The 25,456-nt window shown below is 67.4% G+C and carries 24 protein-coding genes; 13 read left to right on the forward strand and 11 right to left on the reverse strand.

What is annotated here, in order from left to right; genetic code table 11:
• Window positions 1-410 precede the first annotated feature (410 nt).
• Window positions 411-1,433 (forward strand): transporter, encoded by a 1,023-nt coding sequence (locus tag ACM0M4_RS17055; RefSeq protein ID WP_031684718.1) that lies wholly within the window; start codon window positions 411-413, stop codon window positions 1,431-1,433.
• 60 nt (window positions 1,434-1,493) lie between these two features.
• Complete coding sequence (locus ACM0M4_RS17060) at window positions 1,494-2,285, forward strand: EcsC family protein (protein WP_044265163.1); 792 nt, start codon at window positions 1,494-1,496, stop codon at window positions 2,283-2,285.
• Window positions 2,286-2,399: 114 nt separating this feature from the next.
• Here the strand turns inward: ACM0M4_RS17060 and lasA are convergent, their stop codons facing one another.
• From lasA to fan1, 8 genes are all read right to left on the reverse strand, one after another.
• Window positions 2,400-3,656 (reverse strand): elastinolytic metalloprotease LasA, encoded by a 1,257-nt coding sequence (lasA, locus tag ACM0M4_RS17065; protein ID WP_003120216.1) that lies wholly within the window; start codon window positions 3,654-3,656, stop codon window positions 2,400-2,402.
• 281 nt (window positions 3,657-3,937) lie between these two features.
• The gene (locus tag ACM0M4_RS17070) at window positions 3,938-4,372 is read right to left on the reverse strand and encodes a hypothetical protein (RefSeq protein WP_031762583.1); all 435 of its coding nucleotides are present in this window, start codon (window positions 4,370-4,372) and stop codon (window positions 3,938-3,940) included.
• A 282-nt stretch (window positions 4,373-4,654) separates the two neighbouring features.
• Entirely contained in the window at window positions 4,655-4,894 is a 240-nt protein-coding gene (acpP, locus tag ACM0M4_RS17075) for an acyl carrier protein (protein WP_003106681.1), read from the reverse strand.
• A 167-nt stretch (window positions 4,895-5,061) separates the two neighbouring features.
• Entirely contained in the window at window positions 5,062-7,392 is a 2,331-nt protein-coding gene (gene gspD / locus ACM0M4_RS17080) for a type II secretion system secretin GspD (protein ID WP_044265168.1), read from the reverse strand.
• On the reverse strand, window positions 7,379-7,906 hold the full coding sequence (locus tag ACM0M4_RS17085) for a type II secretion system protein N (RefSeq protein ID WP_054375951.1): 528 nt from the start codon (window positions 7,904-7,906) through the stop codon (window positions 7,379-7,381). Before ACM0M4_RS17085 ends, gspD begins: the two co-directional genes overlap by 14 nt.
• A 141-nt stretch (window positions 7,907-8,047) precedes the next feature.
• Entirely contained in the window at window positions 8,048-8,257 is a 210-nt protein-coding gene (locus ACM0M4_RS17090) for a hypothetical protein (RefSeq protein WP_003088087.1), read from the reverse strand.
• 89 nt (window positions 8,258-8,346) lie between these two features.
• Window positions 8,347-10,623 carry an ATP-dependent DNA helicase gene (locus ACM0M4_RS17095; RefSeq protein ID WP_033981623.1) on the reverse strand — a complete coding sequence of 759 codons (2,277 nt, stop codon included), beginning with the start codon at window positions 10,621-10,623 and terminating at the stop codon, window positions 8,347-8,349.
• Window positions 10,616-12,295 (reverse strand): nuclease Fan1, encoded by a 1,680-nt coding sequence (gene fan1 / locus ACM0M4_RS17100; protein WP_003144681.1) that lies wholly within the window; start codon window positions 12,293-12,295, stop codon window positions 10,616-10,618. The genes ACM0M4_RS17095 and fan1 overlap by 8 nt, the downstream gene beginning before the upstream one ends.
• A 133-nt stretch (window positions 12,296-12,428) precedes the next feature.
• Here fan1 and ACM0M4_RS17105 point away from each other — a divergent pair, with 133 nt between their 5' ends.
• The 4 genes from ACM0M4_RS17105 to modC all read left to right on the forward strand — a co-directional run bounded on the left by ACM0M4_RS17105 (window position 12,429) and on the right by modC (window position 15,735).
• Window positions 12,429-13,079: a TetR/AcrR family transcriptional regulator gene (locus ACM0M4_RS17105; protein ID WP_003117673.1), complete on the forward strand. Its 651-nt coding sequence runs from the start codon at window positions 12,429-12,431 to the stop codon at window positions 13,077-13,079.
• Window positions 13,080-13,193: 114 nt separating this feature from the next.
• Window positions 13,194-13,949 carry a molybdate ABC transporter substrate-binding protein gene (modA, locus tag ACM0M4_RS17110; protein WP_003117674.1) on the forward strand — a complete coding sequence of 252 codons (756 nt, stop codon included), beginning with the start codon at window positions 13,194-13,196 and terminating at the stop codon, window positions 13,947-13,949.
• Window positions 13,950-13,961: 12 nt separating this feature from the next.
• The gene (gene modB / locus ACM0M4_RS17115; protein WP_003088068.1) at window positions 13,962-14,648 is read left to right on the forward strand and encodes a molybdate ABC transporter permease subunit; all 687 of its coding nucleotides are present in this window, start codon (window positions 13,962-13,964) and stop codon (window positions 14,646-14,648) included.
• A 1-nt stretch (window position 14,649) separates the two neighbouring features.
• Entirely contained in the window at window positions 14,650-15,735 is a 1,086-nt protein-coding gene (modC, locus tag ACM0M4_RS17120; protein WP_054375950.1) for a molybdenum ABC transporter ATP-binding protein, read from the forward strand.
• Window positions 15,736-15,756: 21 nt separating this feature from the next.
• Here the strand turns inward: modC and ACM0M4_RS17125 are convergent, their stop codons facing one another.
• Window positions 15,757-16,584 carry a class I SAM-dependent methyltransferase gene (locus tag ACM0M4_RS17125; RefSeq protein ID WP_034020301.1) on the reverse strand — a complete coding sequence of 276 codons (828 nt, stop codon included), beginning with the start codon at window positions 16,582-16,584 and terminating at the stop codon, window positions 15,757-15,759.
• Window positions 16,585-16,669: 85 nt separating this feature from the next.
• On the opposite strand from ACM0M4_RS17125, the gene ACM0M4_RS17130 reads away from it, so the two are divergent.
• From ACM0M4_RS17130 to ACM0M4_RS17155, 6 genes are all read left to right on the forward strand, one after another.
• Entirely contained in the window at window positions 16,670-17,557 is an 888-nt protein-coding gene (locus ACM0M4_RS17130) for a LysR family transcriptional regulator (RefSeq protein ID WP_003098210.1), read from the forward strand.
• A gap of 8 nt (window positions 17,558-17,565) precedes the next feature.
• The gene (locus tag ACM0M4_RS17135) at window positions 17,566-18,393 is read left to right on the forward strand and encodes an aminoglycoside phosphotransferase family protein (RefSeq protein WP_003098209.1); all 828 of its coding nucleotides are present in this window, start codon (window positions 17,566-17,568) and stop codon (window positions 18,391-18,393) included.
• 115 nt (window positions 18,394-18,508) lie between these two features.
• A complete protein-coding gene (locus ACM0M4_RS17140) occupies window positions 18,509-19,432 on the forward strand; it encodes a DUF808 domain-containing protein (RefSeq protein ID WP_003098208.1) in 924 nt (307 codons plus the stop codon).
• Between the two features lie 346 nt (window positions 19,433-19,778).
• Window positions 19,779-21,221: a cytochrome-c oxidase, cbb3-type subunit I gene (gene ccoN, locus ACM0M4_RS17145; RefSeq protein WP_023084377.1), complete on the forward strand. Its 1,443-nt coding sequence runs from the start codon at window positions 19,779-19,781 to the stop codon at window positions 21,219-21,221.
• 2 nt (window positions 21,222-21,223) lie between these two features.
• A complete protein-coding gene (locus ACM0M4_RS17150) occupies window positions 21,224-21,433 on the forward strand; it encodes a hypothetical protein (RefSeq protein WP_054375949.1) in 210 nt (69 codons plus the stop codon).
• Between the two features lie 91 nt (window positions 21,434-21,524).
• Window positions 21,525-22,682, forward strand: coding sequence for a CBS domain-containing protein (locus ACM0M4_RS17155; RefSeq protein ID WP_054375948.1), 1,158 nt, complete (start codon window positions 21,525-21,527; stop codon window positions 22,680-22,682).
• Here ACM0M4_RS17155 and ACM0M4_RS17160 read toward each other — a convergent pair.
• On the reverse strand, window positions 22,670-23,533 hold the full coding sequence (locus ACM0M4_RS17160) for a LysR family transcriptional regulator (protein WP_023131152.1): 864 nt from the start codon (window positions 23,531-23,533) through the stop codon (window positions 22,670-22,672). The two genes, ACM0M4_RS17155 and ACM0M4_RS17160, sit on opposite strands and share 13 nt — an antisense overlap.
• A 284-nt stretch (window positions 23,534-23,817) precedes the next feature.
• Between ACM0M4_RS17160 and ACM0M4_RS17165 the strand changes: the two genes are divergently transcribed.
• Complete coding sequence (locus ACM0M4_RS17165) at window positions 23,818-24,093, forward strand: hypothetical protein (protein WP_003098204.1); 276 nt, start codon at window positions 23,818-23,820, stop codon at window positions 24,091-24,093.
• 48 nt (window positions 24,094-24,141) lie between these two features.
• Here the strand turns inward: ACM0M4_RS17165 and ACM0M4_RS17170 are convergent, their stop codons facing one another.
• A complete protein-coding gene (locus ACM0M4_RS17170; protein ID WP_003098203.1) occupies window positions 24,142-25,347 on the reverse strand; it encodes a GGDEF domain-containing protein in 1,206 nt (401 codons plus the stop codon).
• Window positions 25,348-25,456 lie beyond the last annotated feature (109 nt).

The following is a 25,456-nucleotide window of genomic DNA, read 5'->3' on the forward strand; positions in this document are numbered from 1 at the left end:
TATATATAACGACTAAGAAAACCCCCATGAAAAATTCAATTTAGATAACCCCTGGAAAACATGCAGCCATTTAGCCATCACACGCCTATCTAATTGATAAACAATATATAATCAAAAAGTTATAATACTTTATAAACAACCCCCATCACCTGGCACGGCAAATCGACTAAATAACCCAGCGGGCAAATATCAGAACTCTACGATGCGTATTTCATAAAAAACCGGGAGAAATGAAATAGCACTTCCCGGCACCTCGTAGTTCGTCGGCGCGAGGCGACGGCAAGACGACCCCGACAGTTCCAACGGAAAGCATCGCCGGGCATCCCGCGAAGCGGCCTTCATCGTCCTGCAATCAAAGCGTCATCGTCACGATGCCAAGTTATCCAACCGATCCTCTCCCGCGAGCGACCATGCATCACGGTATCTCCCCGCCCCAGGACGCCGACCTGTTCGGCCTGATCTACGGTTTCCGTTTCCGCCCCGGCGAAGCGGGGCGGGAAATCGACTCGGTTACCGCCCTCGCCTGCCTGCGGCAGGCTCGCGAGGAGGCGCCGGACGAGTTCCTCTGGCTGCACCTGAACCTCGCCCATGCCGCCTGCGAGCGCTGGATGAAGAAGCATCTGGAACTGCCGGAGTATTTCTTCGAAAGCCTGCGCGAGGGGTCGCGCTCGACGCGCATCGAACACGTCGACTCGGCGCTGCTGGCAGTGGTCAACGACGTGGTCTTCAACTTCGGCCTGGTCTCTTCGGACGTCGCCACCCTGTGGGTCTGCGCCCGTGGCCGGCTGCTGGTCAGTGCACGAGCGCAACCGCTGCGCTCGGTGGACAAGCTGCGCTCTTCGGTGAAGCACGGCGAACCTTTCCGTTCGCCCCTGCAGTTGCTGATCCACCTGTTGCGCGACCAGGGCGACGTGCTGACCCAGATCGTCCGCGAAACCAGCGTCGCAGTGGACCGCATCGAGGACCAGCTACTGGCCCTGCGCCTCTCCGCCAACCGCGCCGACCTCGGCGCCATGCGGCGCGTGCTGGTACGCCTGCAACGCCTGCTGGCGCTGGAGCCCGGTTCGCTGCTGCGCCTGCTCAACCGACCGCCGGAATGGCTACAGGATGCCGACCTGCGTGAGTTGCGCGAAGCCACCGAGGAGTTCTCCCTGGTGATCAGCGACCTGACCGCCCTGGGCGAACGGATCAAGCTGCTGCAGGAAGAGATCGCGGCCAAGCTCAACGAACAGAACAACCGCATCCTCTTCACCCTGACCATGGTCACGGTGCTGGCCCTGCCGATCAACATCGTCGCCGGCTTCTTCGGCATGAACGTCGGCGGGATTCCCTTCGCCGACGATCCTGAAGGCTTCTGGATCATGCTCGTGCTGGTCGCCAGCTTCACCTTCCTCGCCGGCCGCTGGGCCTTCCGCAAGCGCGGCGACTATTGAGCGTGGACAACGCCGGCGGACAGTGGTTAGGTTGACCGACCACCGTCAGCCGGACCTTCCATGAGCCTTTCCCCCGCCGATCTCAAGCAACTCCAGGCCGCCAAGAACCTGCTGGAGAACCCTGGACTCACCGCGCAACTCACCAGCCTGCTGGGCACGCCGATCGAATACGGCCTGAAGAAGCTGCCACGGAAGGTCAACGAGAAGCTCGGTTCGGTGATCGAGGGAGCGCTGCTGAAAGTCGCCCGCTCGGCCACCGCCACCCTCCAGGAAAACGCCAGCGGTCAGCCGGCGAACCGCCTGCATACCCTCGGCGCCGCCGTTTCCGGTGGCGTCGGCGGCTTCTTCGGGCCGCTGGCGATGCTGGTCGAGGTGCCGGTCACCACCGGCATCATCTTCCGTTCCATCGCCGACATCGCGCGCAGCGAGGGCGAGTCGATCAGGGACATGGACACCCTGATGGCCTGTATCGAAGTCTTCGCCCTCGGCGGCAAATCCGCCTCGGACGACGCGTCGGAGTCCGGCTACTACGCGGTGCGTACGGCGCTGGCCCAGCAGGTCAAGGCGGCCGCCGACTTCCTCGGCAAGGACGCCGGCAGCAAGAAGGCCGCGCCGATGCTCCTGGCCCTGGTGCGCAAGGTCGCCGAGCGCCTGGGCGTGCAGTATTCGGAAAAGCTTGCGGCGCAGATCGTGCCCATCGTCGGTGCCCTCGGCGGCGCGGCGATCAACACGGTGTTCATGAACCATTTCCAGGCCATGGCGCGCGGTCACTTCGTCGTCCGCCGCCTGGAACGCCACTACGGCAAGGATGTGGTTCGCGACGCCTACTCCCTGCTGCCCCGGCGCGGCTGAGCATGCCGGCCCACGCGGTCAGCCTGGCGCCGGGCGCGGCGGCAGCGACGCGCCAGCTGTTCAGCGCCGTTTCGCTCGCGGCGGGGCCCGGCTGGAGCCGGGCCCCGCGCCGACTCAGAGCGCCAGGCCGGGGTTGTACAACGGACGGAAAGCGCAATGGGTGGTGCCGGCGCTCTGGTTGTAGAAATAGTAGCGGCGACAGTCGTTGTCGTAGTTGCTGGTGCCGACGTTGATCCGGTACGGACCGAAGCTGGCGCCCTGCAGGGAAACGAAGGCGCCGTTGTAGAGCAGCGAGAAATGCAGGTGCGGTCCGGTGGAGCTGCCACCCTCGCAGAGCGCGGTGTTGATGTTGCCGGCATAGACGCCGAGCTTGGTGTCGGCGCTGACCTGCTGGCCGTTGCTCACCTGGATCTGGTCCATATGGTAGTAGTTGGTGGCCCAGCCGCTGGGGTGGGTCACCCGTACCTGGCAGCGCGACAGCACCCGTACCGTACCGGCGTGGGCGGCGACCACGCTGTAGGTCGCACTGCCCCAGCGCGGCCAGTCGTAGGACGCATCGAAGGACGAGTACGGATAGCCCGAGCCGGTGTTCGAATGCGCTCCGTTGGGCTGCCAGGAATAGCCCTGGCGCCAGGGCAATTGCATCAGGTTGGATGGCGGCGCCAGCGCGGCCTTCGCCTGGAGTTGCCGGGCCACGCGGTTGCGCGGCTGCAGGAGTTCCGCGGCCGGGGTGCCGAACAGGCGCTGGAAGGTCTGCGCGTAGGCGCCGAGCGGATTGCCGCCTTGCACGGCGGAGGCCTTCGCCCCCTCTCGCAACAGACCGAGCAGCGCGGCCGATGCCGCGTTCAGGCCGTCCTCGCCGACGGCCTTGCGCGCAGCCGCCTGGCGCAACTGGTATTCCTCGAAACCGTAGTAGCGCCGCGACAACTGCTGCAACACGTCGCGGACCTGGGCATCGAAGCCGCGTTTCGCCGACAGCCGTCCCAGCGGCGCCGCCAAGGCGCGCTCGTCCGGCGCCCCCAACGGCCCGGATTGCATGACCATCAGGGTCAGCAACACTTTCGGGTTGATGCTGTAGTAGCCGCTCCAGTGCTCCAGGTATTCGCTCTTGTCGCGCAGCGCCGGCGCATTCACCGCCAGGTAGGCCTCGAGGTCGAACGCCTCGGCGTCGCGACCGTAGAGGAACAGGTCGTCATTCAGCGGCAGGGCCACGCTGGGCAGTTGCAACTGGCCGAGTAACTCCGCCGAATAGCGGAAGGCCGGCAGGCCATCGTCATGGGCATTGGCCGTACCGCCCACGGCGAGCGCCAGCAAGACGAAGAGGAACGGCGAGCGCGGACTCGCCATCGCGCGGGATCTTTTGTGCTGCATGGGTAGCTCCTGGTCATCGAAGGGAAACCTTGAAAGCCAGCAGCCCGGCGACATCGCCTCCGACGGGATAGCCTGGTCCGCTCCGCCGGTATTTCGCCCAGGCCGGGTTGCACGCCGCAGGACCGTGCAACGCCGTCACCCGGGAAGACAACTATCAGCTTTTGCAGTAGATCCGGTGCCCCGCTCCGTCCGGCTGTAAAGCGTGCGGCAGCGCACTCCAACCGAGCCGAATCGATCACAGAACGCCAGGCGTCGGAAATACTTCGATACAGTCTGCGCGCTCAGCGTTCCTCGTCGGAGGAACCGTCGAGCGGATCACGACGCGCCAGCTCGGCCTCGTCGAGGCCGTGGCCGGCTCCGATCTCGTTGCCATGCACGACCCTCAGGCGCTTGTCCGCAGGCGATTCGCCGCCGCGCTCGGCCGGCGAGCGGGCGCCGCTTTCGTCGATCAGGGTTTCCGGCGCCAGATCGTCCATGCCGACGTTATCCTGGTAACCATCGTCCTCGTCCGGCTGCCCGCCAGCGTGGCCCGCCTCGCGTACCCGCCGCGAGGAAAACTCGGCCTCCACCTCGGCCTCGGGCCGCTCGTCGCCGATCCGCGCCTTGCGCGCCTTGCGCGCCTGGCGGCGCTCGTCGAAATCGAGCTCGCGCATCGAACCCATGCGGTCCTGGATATCATCGATTTCCTGGGGTGTTGTTTTCCGTCGTGTAGCCATGACGACCTCCGTTACGAATGGCGGGCACGCGCCGGGAATGGCACGCTGCCCTTGTTCGGTCGACCGGCGAGGCGCGGGAAGATTCAGGAAATCCAACCGACGGCGGCCGCCTCGCAATCTCGGCGGCGGGCAAAAAAAAGCCGGATCGGCCCGGGGCGGGCTGGACGATCCGGCGTAATCGAAGCGCGGGACGTCGCGCACCTTGCCGCCGGCAAGGGCGGGAGGTGGCGCACAGCGTTTCGCAGGGAATGACCACGGCATCGGCCGGTGGTCCAGGGGGAGTCAGGTCGGCACGGCTTCCTCGAGATAGTCGATGGCCTGGCGCACGGTCTCGATCCGTTCCGCATCGTCATCGGCGATCTCGACGCCGAACTCCGCTTCCAGGGCCATGACCAGCTCGACCACCTCGAGCGACTCGGCACCGAAGTCGTTACGGAAGTCGCTGTCCAGCCGGATGTCGCATTCCTCCACGCCGAACCGGGCGGCTACCAGTTTCCTCACTCTGGTCTCGATGTCGTCCATGCATTGCGGTCCCACTGCCCGGCCCTGGAAAAAAGTGCGGCTACTAAAGCCTCCGTCCCCGCCAGCGACAACTGCCAGATCTGGCAGTGGCGCTGCGCTGGAGCGCGGCCGCCGCAGCGCGCCGGACAATCCGGTGGACGGAGCGCGATGCGAGGATTCGAAGTCCGTCACAGGGCGCTTCCCGGCGTATGCGCAATCACCCGCGCCTTCCCTCGCGGCAGGCTTTCGGGCAGTTCCGCCAGGGCCCGGCGAGCCTGCTCCGGGTCGAGGTAGTCGCCCCGCTCCACCGCGAACAGCTCCTGGCCATCGCGCAGTTCGCGGCGCAAACGCAACGACAGGCCCGGATGCCGCTCGATCAGCGCGCGCATGAAGGCTTCGCTGCTGCCCTCGACCAATCGCACGGCGTAGCGCTGGGGTGACGGCGGCTGCGGCGCGTGCGTGCCCTGGCGAACCTCCAGCACCTCGCCGCCGCGACCGTCGCCCAGGGACGCCGGGTCCGCCAGGCGCGGCTTCTCCATCAGCACCGGGGCTGGAGCCGGATAGCTGCGCGGCGAGCCAATAGGTGCCGGTGCGCCCTGGGCGGCGGGACGCAGGTCGATGGCGCCGGCATCCTCGAACAGCGGGCGCGCCGGTTCGCCGGCGGCACCGCGCAGCAACTGGATGGAACGGTAACGGCCATGGCTGATGCGCTCCAGGCCGGCGGCATCGCGGACGATGCTCGGGCGCAGGAAGACCATCAGGTTGCGCTTCACCCGGGTCTCGCGGGACGAGCGGAACAGCCGGCCGACGCCGGGGATGTCGCCCAGCAGCGGTACCCGCGAATCGCTGCGCAGCAGGTCGTCCTGGATCAGTCCGCCGAGGACGATGACCTGGCCGTCGTCGGCCAGTACGGTGCTCTTGATCGAGCGCTTGTTGGTCACCAGGTCCACCGCCTTCGCCGCCAGGGTGGCGGTTGGCGCGATGGAGGATATTTCCTGCTCGATCTCCAGGCGCAGCATGCGGTCCTCGCCGATGTGCGGCGTGACCTTGAGGGTCACCCCGATATCCTTGCGCTCGACAGTGGTGAACGGATTGCTCGAACCGCTGGCGCTGGTGGTGTAGCTGCCGGTCTGGAACGGCACGTTCTGGCCGACCAGGATTTCCGCCTTCTGGTTGTCCAGGGTCAGCAGGCTCGGCGTCGACAGCAGGTTGCTGCGGCTATTGCGGCTCAGCGCGGTGACCAGTGCGCCGAAATCGCGACTGCCGAGGCCGACTATCGCACCGTCGGGCAGCTCTGCCGGCGGCTTGCCGGCCTGCAACGCGCCTAGCAGGGTGCCGATGGACAACCCGCTGTCGGCGAAGCCAGCGCCGCCGGCGACATGCCCGCTACGCAGCGCCCATTGCACCCCGAGGGCGTCGCCGATCTCGCCGGACAGCTCGACGATCGCCGCCTCCACCAACAGTTGCGCACGCGGCACGTCGAGCTGGCGGACGATGTCCTCGAGCAGACCGACATCCTCCGGGTCGGCGAGGATCACCAGGGCATTCAGCGATTCGTCGGCGCGCACCAGCAGGCCGCGCTTGCCGCTTCCCCGGCCATCCTGGCCCCGCTCGCCGCGCAGCGATTCGCCGATCTCCCCGAGGGTGGCGGCGAGGGTCTTGGCGTCGCCATGGCGCAGGCGGATCACCCGGCTGTTCGCCGACCGCGACGAGGGGACGTCGAGCGACTGCGCCAGCCGCAGCAAGCGCGCTCGCGCCTGCGGCGGCCCGAGCAGGACCAGGCGGTTGCTGCGGCTGTCGGCGAGGACCTGGACGGTGGCGGCGCTCTTCCCGGCGGCCGGGGTGACGCTGCGATCGAGCACCTCGGCGATTTCCGCGACCCAGGCATGGCGCATGTCGTAGATGCTGTAGTCATGTTCGCCGGCCCGGTCGAGGCTGCGCACGATCGCCTCGATGCGCTCGATGTTGGCGCGGCGGTCGCTGACGATCAGCGCGTTGGCCGACGGCACGGCGGCCAGATGGCCATGGGCCGGGACCAGCGGCCGGATCATCGGGATCAGTTCCGCCACCGAGGTCTGCTGCGCCTGGACCACCCGCGTCTCCAGGCTGCCCGGCCCATCGCGGACGGTCTTCTGCGCGGCGTCCTGGCGTGCCTCCATGTTCGGCACGATACGCGCCTGGTCGCCCTGCGGCAGCACCGCGTAGCCATGGGTGGCGAGCACCGAAAGGAACAGTTGGTAGACCTCCGCCAGGCTGAGCCGCGCCTGGGATACCACCGTGACCCGCCCCTTCACCCGCGGATCGACGACGAAGGTCTGGCCGCTGATGCTCGATACCTGCTCGATGAAGTCGCCGATCTCGGCATCCTTCATGTTGATCGTCCACTGCTCTTCCTCTTGCGCGGCGGCAGTCTCGGCAGGTGCCGGATGGACCGGCGGCGCCAGGCCGAGGACGGCCAGCGACAGGACCAGGAACAGCGGAGACAGGCGCTGGGCGGAACGGGTACTACAACGTGGCATGGGTGGTTTCTGCCCCTTCGGCTTTGGGGAAATACAGACGTTCTTCATAACCCTGGTCGCGCAGCACCACATGGTCGCGATGAACCGCCAGCAGCACGGTGCCGGGGCGCACTTCGGCGCCCGGCAGGAAGCGCTGCGAGCGCCCGGCCACCGCGATCAGCGCCGCCGAGCGGTCCTCGCGACGCGCCAGGAAGCAGGCCAGCAGGCGCAATTGCAGACGCTCGCCCGCCGTCGCGCCGCACGGCGACGGAGCGCCACCGAACAAGCCGGCTAACGCCGCGCGCGGGGCCGCTGAAGGGTTGGCTGGCGGCGCCGGGGCCGCTGCGGCGGGCAATTCCGCCAGCTCGCGGCGCAGCGAGCGCGTCTGGCTGGCCAGGCTGGCGCTGAGCAACGCCAGCAGCAGCACGCAAAGCACAGCGGGCGCATGCCCGGCCAGGCTGCGCAGGGAAACGAAAGACGATGGAAGGTGACGCGACATGCAGCAGGCGGATTCCGGCAAACGGGCGCGCTGCATCGACGCGGCTCGCCCAGGGGCGGCGAGCATAAGGGATGGGGCTGCGGCCTACGGCCGCGAAAGGGCAAAACTGTTAAGGCTGCCCGCTTTGATCCTTCGTGGCGGGAACTGGCCCACAAAACGCCAGGCGCGGGAAAGGCCTCAGCGCTTGCCCATCGAACGACGGGTACCGCGCGGCGCCATGCCGGGACGCTGGCCCTTGTCGTGGATCTTCCGCTGCGGATAGAGCTGGGCCTGGTTCTTCTTCGCCAGGGCGGCCTTCAGCAACGCGCTGGCGTCGCTCGGCGCGGCCTGGGCCGGAGCGTCGTCGGAGGAAAGGGCCTGGGGAAGAGCGTCGGGAGCGGAAGCCATGGCGTATCCGGATCGGGGGAAATCGTGGGGACGCGATTATACATGGCTGTCCGGCTGTCCGGCAGCACCTGCCGGCGTATCGCCACGGGTCAACGCAGTTGCCACCAGCCCGGCAGCAACCGGCGCACCTTGGCCTGGGCGAAACGGTCGTCGATCAGGTGCACCACGCCGCGATCGCTGCGGCTGCGGATCACCCTCCCGGCGGCCTGGACCACCTTCTGCAGTCCCGGATACAGGTAGGTGTAGTCGTAGCCGTCACCGAACAGGCGCTGCATGCGCAGGCGGATCTGCTCGTTCACCGGATTCACCTGGGGCAACCCGAGGGTGGCGATGAAGGCGCCGATCAGGCGCTCTCCAGGCAGGTCGATGCCTTCGCCGAAGGCACCGCCGAGCACGGCGAAGCCGATGCCCTCGCCGCCCGCGACGAAGCGTTCGAGGAAGGCCCGGCGCTCCGCCTCGTCCATCCGTCGCGTCTGGCTCCAGCACGGCACCCACGGGTATGCCTGGCGGAAGACGTCCAGCGCCTGCTGCAAGTAATCGAAGCTGCTGAAGAAGGCCAGGTAGTTGCCCGGCCGCTGGCGAAACTGCTCGCCGAGAATCGCCGCGATGGGCGCCAGGGAGGCCTGACGCTGCGCATAGCGCGTGGAAACCCGACGCTGTATGTGCACCTCCAGTTGCTCGGAGCTGAATGGCGAGTCCACTTCCAGCCAGGGCGTGCCCGCCGGCAGGCCAAGCAGGTCGGCGTAATAGTCGCGCGGCCCGAGGGTAGCGGAGAACAGCACGGTGGAGCGGCTGGCGGCGAAGCGCTCGGCGAGAAACGCCGCCGGCACCACGTTGCGCAGGCACAGCCGGGCCAGGCTGCGGCCGTTGCGGCCTGGGCGCTTCTCGATGTCGAACAGCGAATGCTCGCCGAACAGTTCGGCGAGACGGCCGAACTGCAGGATCGCGAAGTAGAACTCCTGCAACGCCGGCTCCAGCGCCTGCGGTTGCTCGGCGAGCAGGTCGTTGATCGCCGCCACCGCGTTCTGCAAGGCCAGGAGCAGCTTCTGCGGAGGCTCGTCGTAGGCCTGGTAGTCGTCCGCCTGGGTCTTGGCCAGTTCGTTCCAGGCACGCTGGATGCGCTCCAGCGGTTTCCTCAGGGCCTCCGGGGCGGTTTTGCGCACACCGAGGAAATCGCCCTGGTCGAGTTCGGCGGAATACATCCGCCGGCCGCGCTCCACCAGGTTGTGCGCCTCGTCCACCAGTACCGCCACCCGCCACTGGTTGACCTGGGCCAGGCCATGGAGCATGGCGCCAAGATCGAAGTAGTAGTTGTAGTCGCCCACCGCCAGGTCGCACCAGCGCGCCAGTTCCTGGCCCAGGTAGTAGGGACAGACCCGGTGCGCCAGCGCCACCTCGCGCAACCGCGCCTGGTCCAGCCAGCGCGCCTCCACGGCGGCGGCGCGGGCCGCCGGCAGGCGTTCGTAGAAGCCCTGGGCCAGGGGACAGGACTCGCCGTGGCAGGCCTTGTCCGGGTGCTCGCAGGCCTTGTCCCGCGCCACCAGTTCCAGCACCCGCACCGGCAGTCCGCCGGTCTCCCCTTCCAGGCTGCGCAGGGCATGCAGCGCGAGGGCCCGGCCCGGGGTCTTGGCGGCCAGGAAGAACAGCCGGTCCAGGCGCTGCCCGGGCATCGCCTTGAGTTGCGGGAACAGCGTGCCGATGGTCTTGCCGATCCCGGTCGGCGCCTGGGCCATCAGGCAACAACCGGCGGAGGCGGCCTTGTACACCGCCTCCGCCAGTTGCCGCTGGCCGTGGCGGAATTCGGCGTGGGGAAAGCGTAACGCGGCCAGTTCGCGGTCGCGCCGCTGGCGGTGCGCCAGTTCCTGCTCGGCCCAGGCGAGAAACGCCTGGCACTGGCTCTCGAAGAACAGCCGCAGCTCGTCGGCCCGCACCCGCTCGACGAAGCGGGTCTCCTTCTGGCTGCCGACCTCCAGGTAGACCAGCGCCAGTTCGACTTCCTCCAGCTTCCGTTCGGCGCAGAGCAGCCAGCCGTAGACCCTGGCCTGGGCCCAGTGCAGGTGCCGGTGGTTGGCCGGTTGCAGGGCGAGGTCGCCGCGGTGGGTCTTGATTTCCTCCAGGCAGTTCGCCTGCGGATCGTAGCCATCCGCCCGGCCGCGCACCTGCAAGTGACGGTAGCGTCCGTCCAGCGCCACTTCGCGCTGGTAGTGAGCGGGGCGCCGGGAGGTCACCAGGGTATGTCCGGCGATGCCTTCCAGGGCGCTGGGCGACGGGGTGAAGCGCAGGTCGAGGTCGCCGCGCTTGGCGCTGAACTCGCAAAGCGCGCGCACCGCCACCTGGTACAGCGCCTCGCCGCCCTGCTCAGTCATCGAAATGCCAGCGCACGTAGCAGACCGCCACCGGCATCTCCCGCTCGCGGCAGAATTGCAGCCAGCGCAACTGGTTGTCCTGCAGGCGGTCGCCCGGTCCCTTGACCTCGACCATCCGGTAGCGCCGCTGCGCCGGCCAGAACTGGATCAGGTCCGGCAGGCCGGCGCGGTTGCCCGGGATATCCTCCAGCAGGCGTTCGAACCAGGCGCGCAGGTGGGCCGCCGGTAGGCAATCGAGCGCCTGTTCGAGCAGTTCCTCGCCAAGCAGTTCCCAGTAGACGAAGGGCGACTGCAGGCCGAACTTGTCGCGGTAGCGACAGCGGATCGCGTCGCGGTAGCTGCCGTCCTCCAGCCGTCCCAGGCAGGCCTCGAACAGGGCGGCGCGGCGCTGGCGGAAGTCGGCGCTGTGCAGGTCCGCCGGCGCGCTGTGGAAGGGATGGAAGAACGCCCCGGGAATGGCGGCGAAGATCGCCTCCCAGCAGAGCAGTCCGAACAGCGAATTGATCAGGCCGTTCTCGACGTAGTGCACCGCGCAATCGGGCTCTTCCAGGTGCTCGCGGACCGCCCACTCGACGCTACAGGGTTCGCTCGGGTACGCCAGGCACAGGTCCAGGCGGTCGATTTCCGGAGCCGCCGCCCGCGCCTGTCGCGGCAGGCCGAGCTTGCCTTGCAGGCGCGGCAGCAATCGGGCCAGGCCCTGGCGTTCGGCGTCGCTTTCCGGCGCACAGCTGGCCTCCCGCGCCAATGCATGGGCTTCGGCGAAGCGCTCGCCGCGTTCCAGGCTGCGAATCGCCCGCAGGCGCGCGCCGGGGTGGCTGGATTGGCGATAGAGCCGCTGGGCCAGGTCGAAATCCCGCTGCTTTTCGCAGTGCTGGGCGAACTGGAACAGCAGCTTGACCCGCCGCCCTTCCAGCCAGGGATTGGCGTAGGGTTCGCCCGGCAGGCCGGCGAGCAGTTCCTCCAGCGGCTCGCCGAGGTCGAAGCGCTGTCGGCAGTCGAACAGGTGGAGATAGGCGTCGACGTCGGCGCGCAGGCGAAAGCCGCGGGAATCGGCGGAAAACTCGACGCTTTCGTAACGATAGATACCCAGGTCGGCAAGGACGAACTCCGACCAGTCCTGCCACAGGTTGCCGAAATACATCAACCGCAAGCGGTCGCAGAGCGCCATGCAGCGCAACTCGTAGACCGGTTCGGCGAAGTCGGCCTGCCACTCGGCGAGCCGCCGCGCCTCGGGGAACAACGGCTGGAGCCGTTCCAGCAGCGCATCCTTGCGCAGGTTCGCGCGCCCGAGATGGTCCCTGAACAGCTGCGACAATTCGTCCTTCTTCAGCAAGCCGAACAGTTGCGCCAGTTCCAGGGTCGGCTGCGCGTCCACCCAGCCCAATGCCAACAGCGGTTGCACGGCGGCGCGCGTGTCGCCGATCTCGGCATAGGCCAGCTTGCCTTCGCGGAACAGCGTGCCCTTGCGCATCACCATGCGCACCAGCAGGGCCTGGCTGGCCTCGGGCAGCTCGGCGAACGCGGCGATGAAGGCACGTTCCTGATCGTCGAGCAGATCGGCATAGCGTTCGCCGATCCAGGCGAGCACCGCGCGGAAGTTGTGCAGGTAGTAGAAGGGTTCGGGAAGCGCTGGGGAATTCACGGGAAGCGGAGCCTGGTACTGTTCATGCATACAGATACCAGCGCCCCCACGGCTTGGCAATGCGCATCCGATCAAGCGTCGCCGGCCTGACGACGACTATCCAGGCACAAGGCGTTCGTTATATAAAAATATTAACAACGAAACCTGCCCCGTATCGGTCCCGATGAAGAAGATCCGCCAACGCAACCTGCAACTGATCCTCGACGCCGCCTGCGAAGTCTTCGCCGACTGCGGCTTCAGCGCCGCCCGGCTCAGCGACGTCGCCGAGCGCGCCGGCGTGGCGAAGGCCAACGTGCTCTATTACTACCGCTCCAAGGCGCAACTCTACGAGGCGGTGCTGGACAGCATCGTCGAGCCCCTGCTGGAAGCCTCCCGGCCATTCGCCGGCGACCAGCCGCCCGCCGAGGCGCTACGCGCCTACGTCGACAACAAGATGCGCATCGGCGCCGAGCGGCCGCACGCGGCCAGGGTCTTCTCCTGCGAGATCATGCGCGGCGCGCCGCGCATGCCGGCGGCGCTGCTGGAACGCCTCGACGCCCAGGCGGAACGCAACGCCGAGCGCATCCGCCAGTGGATCGACGAAGGCCTGCTGGCGCCGCTGGATCCGTACCACCTGCTGCTCAACCTGTGGGCGATGACCGAGTCCTATGCCCTTGGCGGCTGGCAACTGGCGCGCCTCACCGGCCAGGCCGGGCTGGACGCGAGCGACTACCGGCAGGCGGCGGAAAACATCGTCCGCCTGGTCTGCGCCGGCTGCCTGGCACTCCCCGACGAGGCCGCGCCGCGTCGGCGTTTCCGCGCGCTGGCCGGCTGAGCGACTTGCGCCGGATCAATTTCCGCGTAGCGCTATATTCCAAAAGCCATAGCGAACCCCTAAGCTTGCGCCAGCCCCGTCCGCCAACTTCGTTCGCCCCCACAGGAGCACTCCATGACCACCCGCCTGCCCCAGCTATTGCTCGCCCTCCTCGCCAGCGCCGTATCCCTGGCCGCCAGCGCCGACGAGGTGCAGGTCGCCGTCGCGGCCAACTTCACCGCGCCGATCCAGGCCATCGCCAAGGAATTCGAGAAAGACACCGGGCACAGGCTGGTCGCCGCCTACGGCGCCACCGGCCAGTTCTATACGCAGATCAAGAACGGCGCGCCGTTCCAGGTTTTCCTCTCCGCCGACGACAGCACTCCGGCGAAACTGGAGCAGGAAGGCGAGATCGTGCCCGGCTCGCGCTTCACCTATGCCATCGGCACCCTGGCACTCTGGTCGCCCAAGGCCGGCTACGTCGACGCCAAGGGTGAGGTGCTGAAGAGTGGCAGCTTCAGGCACCTGTCCATCGCCAACCCGAAGACCGCGCCCTACGGCCTCGCCGCCACCCAGGCGATGGACAAGCTCGGCCTCGCCGCCACGCTCGGGCCGAAGCTGGTGGAAGGCCAGAACATCAGCCAGGCCTACCAGTTCGTTTCCAGCGGCAACGCCGAACTGGGCTTCGTCGCCCTGTCGCAGATCTACAAGGATGGTAAAGTCGCAACCGGCTCGGCCTGGATCGTTCCCGCCGAGCTGCACGACCCGATCCGCCAGGACGCGGTCATCCTCAACAAGGGCAAGGACAACGCCGCCGCCAAGGCCCTGGTCGACTACCTGAAGGGCGCCAAGGCCGCCGCGCTGATCAAGTCCTACGGCTACGAACTCTAAGGCGGGACCTGCATGGCGTTGCCACTCGACAGTACGGACCTGGCGGCCATCTGGCTGACCATCGAGCTGGCTTCGCTCACCACCCTCCTCCTGCTGCTGATCGGCACGCCCATCGCCTGGTGGCTAGCGCGCACCCGCTCCTGGCTGAAGGGGCCGATCGGCGCGGTGGTGGCCCTGCCGCTGGTGCTGCCGCCGACGGTGATCGGCTTCTACCTGCTGGTCAGCATGGGTCCCAACGGTTTCATCGGCCAGCTCACCCAGAGCCTCGGTCTCGGCACCCTGCCCTTCACCTTCGCCGGTCTGGTGGTCGGCTCGGTGTTCTACTCGCTGCCCTTCGTCGTGCAACCGTTGCAGAACGCCTTCGAGGCGATCGGCGAGAAACCGCTGGAGGCTGCCGCGACCCTGCGCGCGAGCCCCGTCGACCGTTTCTTCAGCGTGGTTCTGCCGCTGGCCCGGCCGGGTTTCGTCACCGCCGCGATCCTCGGCTTCGCCCATACCGTCGGCGAGTTCGGCGTGGTGCTGATGATCGGCGGCAACATCCCGGAGAAAACCCGCGTGGTCTCGGTGCAGATATTCGATCACGTCGAAGCCATGGAATACGCCCAGGCCCACTGGCTGGCCGGCGGCATGGTGGCGTTCTCCTTCGTCGTCCTCCTCGCCCTCTATTCGGGCCGGCGCCGCCGGCCGGGCTGGGCCTGAGATGGATGGCCTGCGCCTGCGCTTCCGCCGCGCCTACCCCGGCTTCGAACTGGACATCGACCTGGCTCTTCCCGGTCGTGGCGTGACCGCTCTGTTCGGCCATTCAGGCTCCGGCAAGAGCACTTGCCTGCGCTGTATCGCCGGCCTGGAAAAGGCCGCCGAGGGCAAGGTGACGATCAACGGCGAGACCTGGCAGGACAGCCGCCGCAACCTCTTCGTCGCGCCCCACCGACGTGCCCTCGGCTACGTGTTCCAGGATGCCAACCTGTTCCGCCACCTGACGGTGCGGCGCAACCTGGCCTTCGGTCTCAAGCGCATCGCCGCCGCCGAACGCCGCGTCGAGCTGGAACAGGCCTGCGCCCTGCTGGGCATCGAGCACTTGCTGGAACGCATGCCGGAACGCCTCTCCGGCGGCGAGCAGCAACGCGTCGGCATCGCCCGGGCCCTGCTCACCAGCCCGCGCCTGCTGCTGATGGACGAGCCTCTGGCATCCCTCGACCTGAAGCGCAAGGGCGAGATCCTGCCCTATCTCGAGCGCCTGCATGAGGAACTGGACATCCCGGTGCTCTATGTCAGCCACTCGCCAGACGAAGTGGCGCGCCTGGCCGATCACCTGGTGCTGCTGGAGAACGGCAAGGTCCGCGCCAGCGGGCCGATCGGCGAAACCCTGGCGCGAGTCGACCTGCCGCTGGCGCTGGACGACGACGCCGGGGTGGTGATCGAGGGCACGGTCAGCGACCACGACCCGGCCTACGGCCTGCTGACCCTGGTCCTGCCCGGCAGTGCGCTGCAAATGCGCGTCGCCCACGCCCCGCTGGCCCCCGGCAAGCGCCTGCGCTTCAAGGTACAGGCGCGCGACGTCAGCCTGAACCTGCGCGACGACGCCCAGAGCAGCATCCTCAACCGCCTGCCGGTACGGGTCCTGGAATTGGTCGATACCGACACCGCGGCCCACGTCCTGGTGCGCCTGGATGCCGGCGGCAATCCGCTGCTGGCGCGGATCACCCGTTACTCGCGGGACCAGTTGCAACTACGACCCGGCCAGCTGTTGTGGGCGCAGATCAAGTCGGTGGCGGTGCTCGCCTGACCCCGGCCTCGCCTGCGGCGCCTAGACCCTGGGCCAACGGTAGCGGATCAGCCGGCCCATCCGCCGCAGGAAGGCGAAGCCGTTGTAGATCGGCAGCATCAGCCGCGACGACTGCGGCAGCTTGGCGACGTCCTGCGGGTCATAGTCGGTGACCTCCTCGATGAAGCGCAGGGCCGGATGCCACCGCTCGAGTTCGCGCGGGTCGTCGATGCTCCAATGCACCTGCGCCCCGGTCTCGCGCAGCGGCGGATACAGGCGCAGCAGCATGATGCCGAGGCGGCCGTAGCCGTCGAACAGCAGCTCGCCGCTACCCAGGTGGTCGACCAGGCGTTCCACCAGGCGTCGCACCTGGGACTCCCGCAGATAAGGCATCAGCCCCTCGGCCAGGACCAGGGCGGGCCGCTCGCGCGACACCCCTTGCAGCCAGCCGTCGTCGTCCACCGAGTGGCGCAGCGCCCGATAGGCGCCGGCGCGCGGCGGGTAGAGTCGCTCGCGCAGGTCCATGACCTCCGGGTAGTCGAGGTCGAACCAGGGCAGCTCGGCCGGCGGGTCGACCCGGTAGATACGGCTGTCCAGGCCGCAACCGAGGTTGAGCACCTGCCCCTCGGGATGGTGGTCGAGGAACTCGCGGCAGGCCTGGTCGAAGTAATGCGAGCGCATGGCCAGGGCCCGTTCGTTGCCCTTGCCGAGGGCGACCCTGGAGAAGTCGAAGTCGATCTGCCGCACCGCCGCCTCGGCGAAACGGTCATGGAGGATGGAATCGTCCAGGCGGCTATCCAGCGCCTTGGCGTAGAGGGTGATCAGGAGCGTCTGCTTTTCTCCGGTGAGGGTAATGCGGTGGCCGGGCATGAAAACCTCCTGCGGGCACGCGTGCCTCTTCAGTCCTTGCCGAAAACATCGCTATGCTTCGGCAATGATTGCCCTGGAGTCACGAATGAAAGCCAACTCCGATGAACTGCAAAGCTTCGTCAGTGTAGTCGACAGCGGTTCCATCAGCGCCGCCGCGGAACAGATGGGACTGACCGCCTCGGCCGTCAGCCGGACCCTTTCGCGCCTCGAGCACAAGCTCGGCACCACCCTGCTCAACCGCACCACCCGGCGCATGGAGCTGACCGAGGAAGGCCGCTACTTCCTCGACCAGGCACGGCAGATCCTGCAGCAGATGGAGGCGCTCGAGGAACGCCTGGCCCTGCGCCGGCAGAGCCCCGCCGGGCGCCTGCGGATCAACGCCGCCTCGCCCTTCATGCTGCACGCGGTGGTGCCGCACATCGGCGAGTTCCGCCGGCTGTACCCGGACATCCAGCTCGAACTCAACACCAACGACCTGATCATCGACCTGTTGGAGCAACGCACCGACGTGGCGATCCGCATCGGTGCGCTCAGCGACTCCACCCTGCACGCGCGGCCGCTGGGCGCCAGCCGCCTGCACATCCTCGCCAGCCCGGAGTACCTGGCCCGCCACGGCACGCCGGCGAGCATCGAGGGGCTGCGAGGGCACACCCTGCTCGGCTTCACCCAGCCCGAGCATCTCAACCGCTGGCCGGTGGTGCACGCCGACGGCGATCGCCTGGAGATCCAGCCGGATATCTCTGCCTCCAGCGGCGAGACGCTCCGCCAACTGGCCCTGAGCCACCAGGGCATCGCCTGCCTGGCCAGCTTCATGACCGACCGCGATATCCAGGATGGGCGCCTGGTGCCGCTGTTCGCCGAACAGATGAGCGAATACCGGCAACCGATCCACGCCGTCTACTATCGCAACTCGCAACTGGCGCTGCGCATCCAGTGCTTCCTCGACTTCATCCAGCAGCGCCTGGGCGCCTGAGACCGACCGTGAACGAATCCCTCGATTTCTCGCCCTACCTCGAGCGCTGGGCGTTGCAACCCGACGGCGAGCCCTTCGCCACCCACAGCAGCCGCCTGCTGCCGGTGCGCCATCGCGGCGCAGCGGCGATGCTGAAGATATCCAGTGCCGAAGAAGAGCGTTTCGGCCACGTACTGCTCAACTGGTGGGACGGCCAGGGCGCGGCCAGGGTGCTGGCCTACGACCACCAGGCGCTGCTGATGGAGCGTGCCACCGGCGGGCGCTCGCTGCTGGAAATGGTCAGGCGCGGCGACGACGACGAGGCTACGCGTATCCTCTGCCAGGCCATCGAACGCATCCATGCCCCGCGCCCGGGTCCGTTGCCGGAGCTGACCCCGCTGGAGCGCTGGTTCGACTCGCTGTATGCCGCCGAGCGCCGCTACGGCGGGCTCTACGTCGACTGCGCGAATGCCGCCCGCTACCTGCTGGAGACCGCTCGCGAACAGCGCCCGCTGCATGGCGACATCCACCACGGCAATGTGCTCGACTTCGGCGAGCGCGGCTGGCAAGTCATCGACCCCAAGCGGCTCTACGGCGAGCGCGGCTACGACTACGCCAACCTGTTCACCAATCCCGACGCGAAGACCGCCCAGGCGCCCGGCCGTTTCGAGCGCCAGCTGGAGATCGTAATCGCCGCCAGCGGCCTGCAGCGCCGCCGCCTGCTGCAATGGATCCTGGCCTGGACCGGACTCTCGGCGGCCTGGTTCGACGAGGACGGCAGCCGCGAGGAGACCGAAGCCGAGCTGGCCATCGCCCGCCTGGCCCTGGCAAACCTCGCTCGAACGCCTGCGCAATGAACTGTGCGGCGGCTCCCGCGCTCCAACGCGAGGCACTGTTCCGCCGCCGCGATCCGGTGTCAAATACACACCCCGCCAAGATGGCGGTGCCCACCACCCAGTAAGGAAACCCAAGATGGCCGGAGCCAGCCTCCTCACCCTCCTCGACGATATTGCCGCGGTGCTCGACGACGTCTCGCTGATGACCAAGGTCGCCGCGAAGAAGACCGCCGGTGTCCTCGGCGACGACCTGGCCCTCAACGCCCAGCAGGTCACCGGGGTCAACGCCGACCGCGAACTGCCGGTGGTCTGGGCGGTAGCCAAGGGCTCGCTGCGGAACAAGGCGATCCTCGTCCCCGCCGCGCTGTTGATCAGCGCCTTCGCGCCCTGGGCGGTGATCCCGCTGCTGATGCTCGGTGGCGCCTACCTGTGCTTCGAAGGCTTCGAGAAGATCGCCCACAAATACCTGCCCCATGACGACGAGCACGCCGACGAGGCAGCGCTGGCGGCCAATGTCGACGTGGCCGCCCTGGAAAAGCAGAAGATCGGCGGCGCGATCCGTACCGACTTCATCCTCTCCGCGGAAATCATCGCCATCACCCTGGGTACCGTCGCCGAGTCCAGCTTCACCACCCAGGTACTGGTGCTGGTCGGCATCGCCCTGGTGATGACCATCGGCGTCTACGGCCTGGTCGCCGGCATCGTCAAGCTGGACGACGCCGGCCTCTACCTGTCCAGGCGCGACAGCGGCTTTGCCCAAGGGCTCGGCGGCGCCATCCTGCGCACCGCGCCATACCTGATGAAAGGCCTGTCGGTGGTCGGCATGGCGGCGATGTTCATGGTCGGCGGCGGCATCCTCACCCACGGTATCCCGGTGGTCCACCACGCCATCGAACAGGCCGCGCAGAGCGTCGCCGGCATCGCCACGCTGGGCCCGCTGCTGGCGGCGATCACCCCGACCCTGCTGAACTTCCTGTTCGGCATCGTCGCCGGCGCGGTGGTCCTGGCGGGGGTGCTGCTGGTCAAGCGCCTGCTGCCGAAGAAGAAAAAGACTGGCTGAGCCTGCCATCGCCGGCAGCGCCATCGCGGAGGGGGGATAGCCGCCCTGGCGCACATCCCACGAAGCGGTTGTGCGCCCTGCCCCGGAAGTCCTCCTCCGTTTCAATTCAATAATTTTGCACTGTAATAGCAACATTATTCGTTGGAGACGAATAAAGCTCCCCTCCTAGAATTGCCACCAGTGCCATGAGCCGTCTGTTCCGAGCCTTCCAGACGAAGATCCGACCTCCGCACTCCATCGACCCGGCAACGGGATACCCAGAAAAATACCGATAACCCAACGAGGACCCGAGGGTCGCGCCTGCTCGCCAGCCGGCCGGACCCCGGGGCCCGGCGTGCCAGCGACCATGAACGATACGGATAGCAGAAAAGATCCGGACGGCTACAACTACGACGTCGTCCGCCAGTTCACCCTGATGACCCTGGTCTGGGGCATCCTCGGCATGGGCCTCGGGGTGTTCATCGCCGCCCAACTGGTCTGGCCGGCGCTCAACCTCGACCTGCCCTGGACCAGCTTCGGCCGCATCCGCCCGATCCACACCAGCCTGGTGATCTTCGCCTTCGGCGGCAGCGCGTTGTTCGCCACCTCCTTCTACGTGGTGCAGCGCACCAGCGGCGTGCGGCTGATCTCCGATGCCCTGGCGCGCTTCGTGTTCTGGGGCTGGCAGGCGGCGATCGTGGGGATGATCGTCAGCTACCCGCTGGGCTATACCACCTCCAAGGAATACGCCGAGATGGAATGGCCGCTGGCGCTGTGGATGGCGATCGTCTGGGTGGTCTATGCCTACCTGTTCTTCGGCACCATCGCCCGTCGCAAGGTGAAGCACATCTACGTCGGCAACTGGTTCTACGGCGCCTTCATCATCGTCACCGCGATGGTCCATATGGTGAACCACGCATTGCTGCCGGTGAGCCTGGGCAAGTCCTACTCGGCCTATTCCGGCGCCACCGACGCGATGATCCAGTGGTGGTACGGGCACAGCGTGGTCGGCTTCATCCTCTCGGTCGGCTTCCTCGGCATGATGTACTACTTCGTGCCCAAGCAGGCCGGGCGACCGATCTACTCCTATCGCCTGTCCATCGTGCATTTCTGGGCGATCATCTCGATCTACATCTGGGCCGGTCCGCACCACCTGCACTACACCGCGCTGCCGGACTGGGCGCAGTCGCTGGGCATGGTGATGTCGCTGATCCTCCTGGCACCGAGCTGGGGCGGCATGATCAACGGCATGATGACCCTCTCCGGGGCCTGGCATAAGTTGCGCGACGACCCGATCCTGCGCTTCCTGGTGGTGTCCCTGGCGTTCTACGGCATGTCCACCTTCGAAGGCCCGATGATGGCGATCAAGACGGTCAACTCGCTGTCCCACTACACCGACTGGACCATCGGCCATGTCCACGCCGGCGCCCTCGGCTGGGTGGCGATGATCTCCATCGGCACGCTCTACCACATGATCCCGAAACTCTGGGGCCGCGAGCGGATGCACAGCGTCGGCCTGATCAACGCGCACTTCTGGCTGGCCACCATCGGCACCGTGCTGTACATCGCCTCGATGTGGGTCAACGGCATCACCCAGGGCCTGATGTGGCGGGCGATCAACGAGGACGGCACGCTCACCTACTCGTTCGTCGAGGCACTGGTGGCCAGCCATCCGGGCTACGTGGTGCGCCTGCTCGGCGGCGCCACCTTCGCCAGCGGCATGCTGCTGATGGCCTACAACACCTGGCGGACCCTGCGCAGCGCGCAGGACCAGCGGCAGCCGGTCCTGGCGGCCGGCCAGGGGGCCTGAACATGCTGTTGTCCCTGCTGTGCCTCTCCACCCTGGCGCTCGGCCTCGCCGGCGGTACCCGCGAGGAACGCGAGCAGGCCGCCCTGCTGCCGTTCGCCGACGATCCCGAGGCCGCCCGCCGGGTCGCCCGGGATACCGGCAAGATCTGCCGGCAGGTGGTCCGCCCCCTCGAGGAATCCCACGAGGCCGCCGGCCCGCCGTTCCTCGCCTGAACCGACTCCATCATCCAGGGATGGATGCCTCCAGCACGAAAGTGCCTTACGGGGCCGGCAACGGCCCCTTTCTTTCGCTTCGAAGAGTTCCATGAACGACTCCCCCAGCACCGCCGTACGCACCTGGCTGAAAGGCTTCCGCCCCCTGACCCTGAACGCTCGACCGCGCGACTGCCTGCGCGCCGGACTCGGTGCCTGCATCGGCGCGCTCGCCGCGGTATTCGCCTGCCAGGCGTTGTTCGGCAGCGAACTGGCGCTGCGCCTGGCAGCGCCGCTCGGCGCATCCGCCGTACTACTGTTCGCCCTCGCCTCCAGCCCCCTGGCGCAACCCTGGTCGATGCTCGGCGGCAACCTGGTCGCCGCCCTGGCCGGCGGCCTCAGCGCCTATTGGTTCGGACACGATCTGGCCCCGGCCCTGGTCGGCATGGCCCTCGGCATGCTGCTGATGTTCGCCCTGCGCTGCCTGCATCCGCCGAGCTGCGCGCTGGCCCTGAGCGTGGCCCTCAACCCGCCCCTGAGCGAACTCGGCATCGACGTGGTCTGGCCGATCCTGCTCTCCACCCTGGTGCTGATCGGCTGCGCGCTGCTCTACAACAACCTGATGCGCTCTCCCTACCCGCGCCCCTACCAGTCGCCGCGGGCCAATCTCCATGGCACCCGCGACCTGGCGCCGAGCGCGCGTACGGACTTCTCCGCCCGGGACCTGGACCAGGCGCTGCAGGACTTCGGCGAATACGTCGACATCACCCGCGACGATCTCGAGCGACTGATCCACCATACCGAGCGCTACGCCTTGCGCCGGCGCATGGGCGAGCTGACCGCGGCACGGATCATGTCCCGCGACGTGCAGACCGCCAGCACCGAGACCTTCATCGACGACGCCTGGAAGCAGTTGCAGGAACACCGTCTGAAGGCCCTGCCGGTGCTCGACGAGCATCGGCGGCTGGCCGGCATCGTCACCCAGAGCGACCTGCTCAAGCACTTCCGCCCCGACGGCAGCCCGTTCAAGCGCCTGCGCTTCCTGCGCGGGACCAAGCTGAAGACGATCATGACCATCCCGGTGGTCTGCGTACAGGCCGACACCCACGCCGTCGAACTGGTCTCGCTGCTATCCGACGAAGGCCTGCACTGCCTGCCGGTGCTCAACGAGGCCGGCTACCTGGTCGGCATCGTCAGCCAGACCGACCTGATCGCCGCGCTCTACCGCAACTGGCTGCAGCACCTGGGCCAGGCCGATCAGATCACGTAGTCCCAGCGCTGCGACCAGTCGCTGTCCTCGCGGACCACTTCGCGCAGCAACTGGAACGCATGGCGCAGGGTCGGCGACAGGCGCTCGCGGGAGTACACCAGGTAGGTCGGGTAGGCGAACTCCGGCGCCTGCTCGACCCGTTGCAGGGTGCCGCCATCCAGGTAGCTGCTCACCACCCGGGTACGGAAATAACCGCTGCCGCCGTTCTGCATGATGTACTGCAGGGCCAGCGGACCGAGGTTGCAGGCCAGCGCGGCCTTGGCCCGGTCCGGCAGCGCGACATCGTGCTGGCTGCGGAAATCCGGGCCCCAGTCGACATACAGATAAGGCTCCGCGGATAGCACGGAACGCACCATCACCAGCTTTTCCTCCAGCAACTGCTCGACCTGCAGCCCCGGCCAGTATTCCGGCTGGTAGACCAGCGCGGCGTCCAGCGCGCCCTGCTCCAGTTGCTTGAGCAGGTCGGCACCCTGGCCGATCTCGACCCGCACGGCGTGGCCGGGAATCGCCTCGCGCAGGCGCCGCATCCAGTTCAGCAGCAGCGGATTGCACAGGCTGACCTCGCCGCCGAGGTTGAGCAGGTTGCGGAAGCCGTCCGGCAGCGGCAGGTCGCGTCGCGCCGCATCCCAGGTCTGCACCAGTTGGCTGGCGTAGCCGAGGAAGTGCTCGCCGTCGGCGGTCAGGCGCGCGCCCGCGCGGTTGCGCACGAACAGCCGGCAGCCGAGTTGCCCTTCGAGGTTCTGGATGCGCGCGGTGACGGCGGTCTGGGTCAGGTGCAGGCGTTCCGCGGCAGCGACGAAGCTACCGCTGCGGGCGATCTCCAGGAAGGTACGGGCGAGGTCGATATCCATGCGAAGCGGTCCGCTGCCACAGGTGGGCCGCCATTCTAGGCTGTGCAGGCGCGGGCGGCGAGCGCAAGGCGGCCTGGCCGCCCTCCTGGAAATCTGCGACAAAACACCGCGCCTAACCGCTTCGGCACGCCTAAACCCTTCGAAAAAGCGACAACCTGTTGCATAAACGCGCCACGCCGTGACTTTTTCGCTTTCGAAAGCATCAGTTAGCGTGACCGAACACGGTGGAGCCGGGAAGCGCCACCCATGTTCCACACAGACATGAACGAGAGAGACCGACTCCCATGAACGCTACGCTCCGTTTCAACGAGGCTTTGCTGATCACCGGGCGCGCCTTCCAGCCATACCAGTGCGTTGCCTGGTCCGAGCTAGGCAGTGACGGCGGCCTGAGCCTGTCCGTAGTCGATCGCACCGGCACCCGCCTGCTGGGCCGTGCGCGCATTCCGAGCTCCGCCTACTCCGATCCGGAGCAGCTTGCCGGCCTGCTGCAACAGGCACGCGAAGAACTCAGCCACAACGGCTACAACCTGCAGGACTGGAGTATGCCCAGCCAAGGCTGAGCCGCTCCATACGACGAAAGGCGCCCATGGGCGCCTTTTTCGTTTCCTCTATTCGAGGCGGTCGTGCTGCCGGAACGCCACGCGCACCGCGTTGCGCCCTGCATCCTTGGCCTCGTAGAGCGCGCGGTCGGCCTCGCGATAGAGCGCGTCCAGGCCCATGCCGGAGGTCGAATAGGCCACCCCCAGGCTGATGGTCAGGCAGGGGCCGGCGCTGGAGCCCAGGTGCTCGATGCCCAGCGCCTCCACCGCCTGCCGCAGGCGCTCGGCAATGGCCAGGGTGTTGCCCTCCTCGCTGTCGTAGAGCAACACGGCGAACTCCTCCCCGCCCAGGCGCGCGGCGATATCCAGCGGCCGCCGCGCGCCCTGCCGGAGCACGACGCCAAGCTGGCGCAGGGCGGCATCGCCGGCCGGATGCCCGTAGTGGTCGTTGTAGGCCTTGAAGTCGTCGACATCCACCAGGATCAGCGCCACCCCCTTTTCTTCGCGGGCGCCCTGCTCCAGGGCCCGCTGGGCGAGCAGCTCGTAGTAGCGCCGGTTGACCAGGCCGGTGAGGCTGTCCTGTTCGGCCATCATGCCCAGCAGCCGCCGGCCGAGGAACTGCTCGCGCTGGGCGTAGTCCTGCAGGTACAGGGCGAACGAACAGATCAGGACCACCAGGCCGTTGTAGAGCGTATTCAGCAGGTTGGTACGCAGGTTCTCTTCGCCGCCGAAAAGCAGGAATACCGCCAGGTTCAGGGCCAGGCACAGCAACGCCAGGCGCACGCAGGCCCAGAACGCCAGGCCGAGCGGGAAGAACACCGCGAGGATGCCCAGGGTCGCGCCCAGTTGGGTGAAGCGCGGCACCCCATGCCACTCGAACAGCACGTCGCAGGCCAGCACCGCCAGGTTGATCAGCAGCAGGCAGTAGGGCGCGATGGCATCGCCGACCTTGCGCAGGCTGGGCAGGAAGGCCGCCGGCCAGACCACCAGCAGCAGGCCGATCATTCCCAGGCGCACGCCCAGCAGTTGCTCGAACAGGCTGGGGTGCAGGCGGATGTCCACCATCATCCAGTCGGCCACGATGAACAGCGCCCAGATCAGGAACGCCACCCCGATGGCAGCGCGCCGCTGCATCAGCGAGTTCCAGCTGAGAAACTCGCGAAACTCGTTTTCCAGCTCCTTTTCGAACCGCAACCAACGAAAGCCGTTGCGCAACTGGCGCGCATACGGATTATCCGGCAGACCAGCCTGTACCAGGCTGTCGCGTGCAAGCATGCTGACTCCCCTACCTCGGACCGAACGCTGAAACAGGCCTGGACGACAATACCCTGGCGCCTCTGCAGCGATGAGTCAAAAAGCCATCACCCGTTACCAGACAATAGGG

The sequence above is a fragment of the Pseudomonas sp. 18-147 genome, assembly GCF_051048045.1.
Lineage (GTDB): Bacteria > Pseudomonadota > Gammaproteobacteria > Pseudomonadales > Pseudomonadaceae > Pseudomonas > Pseudomonas aeruginosa.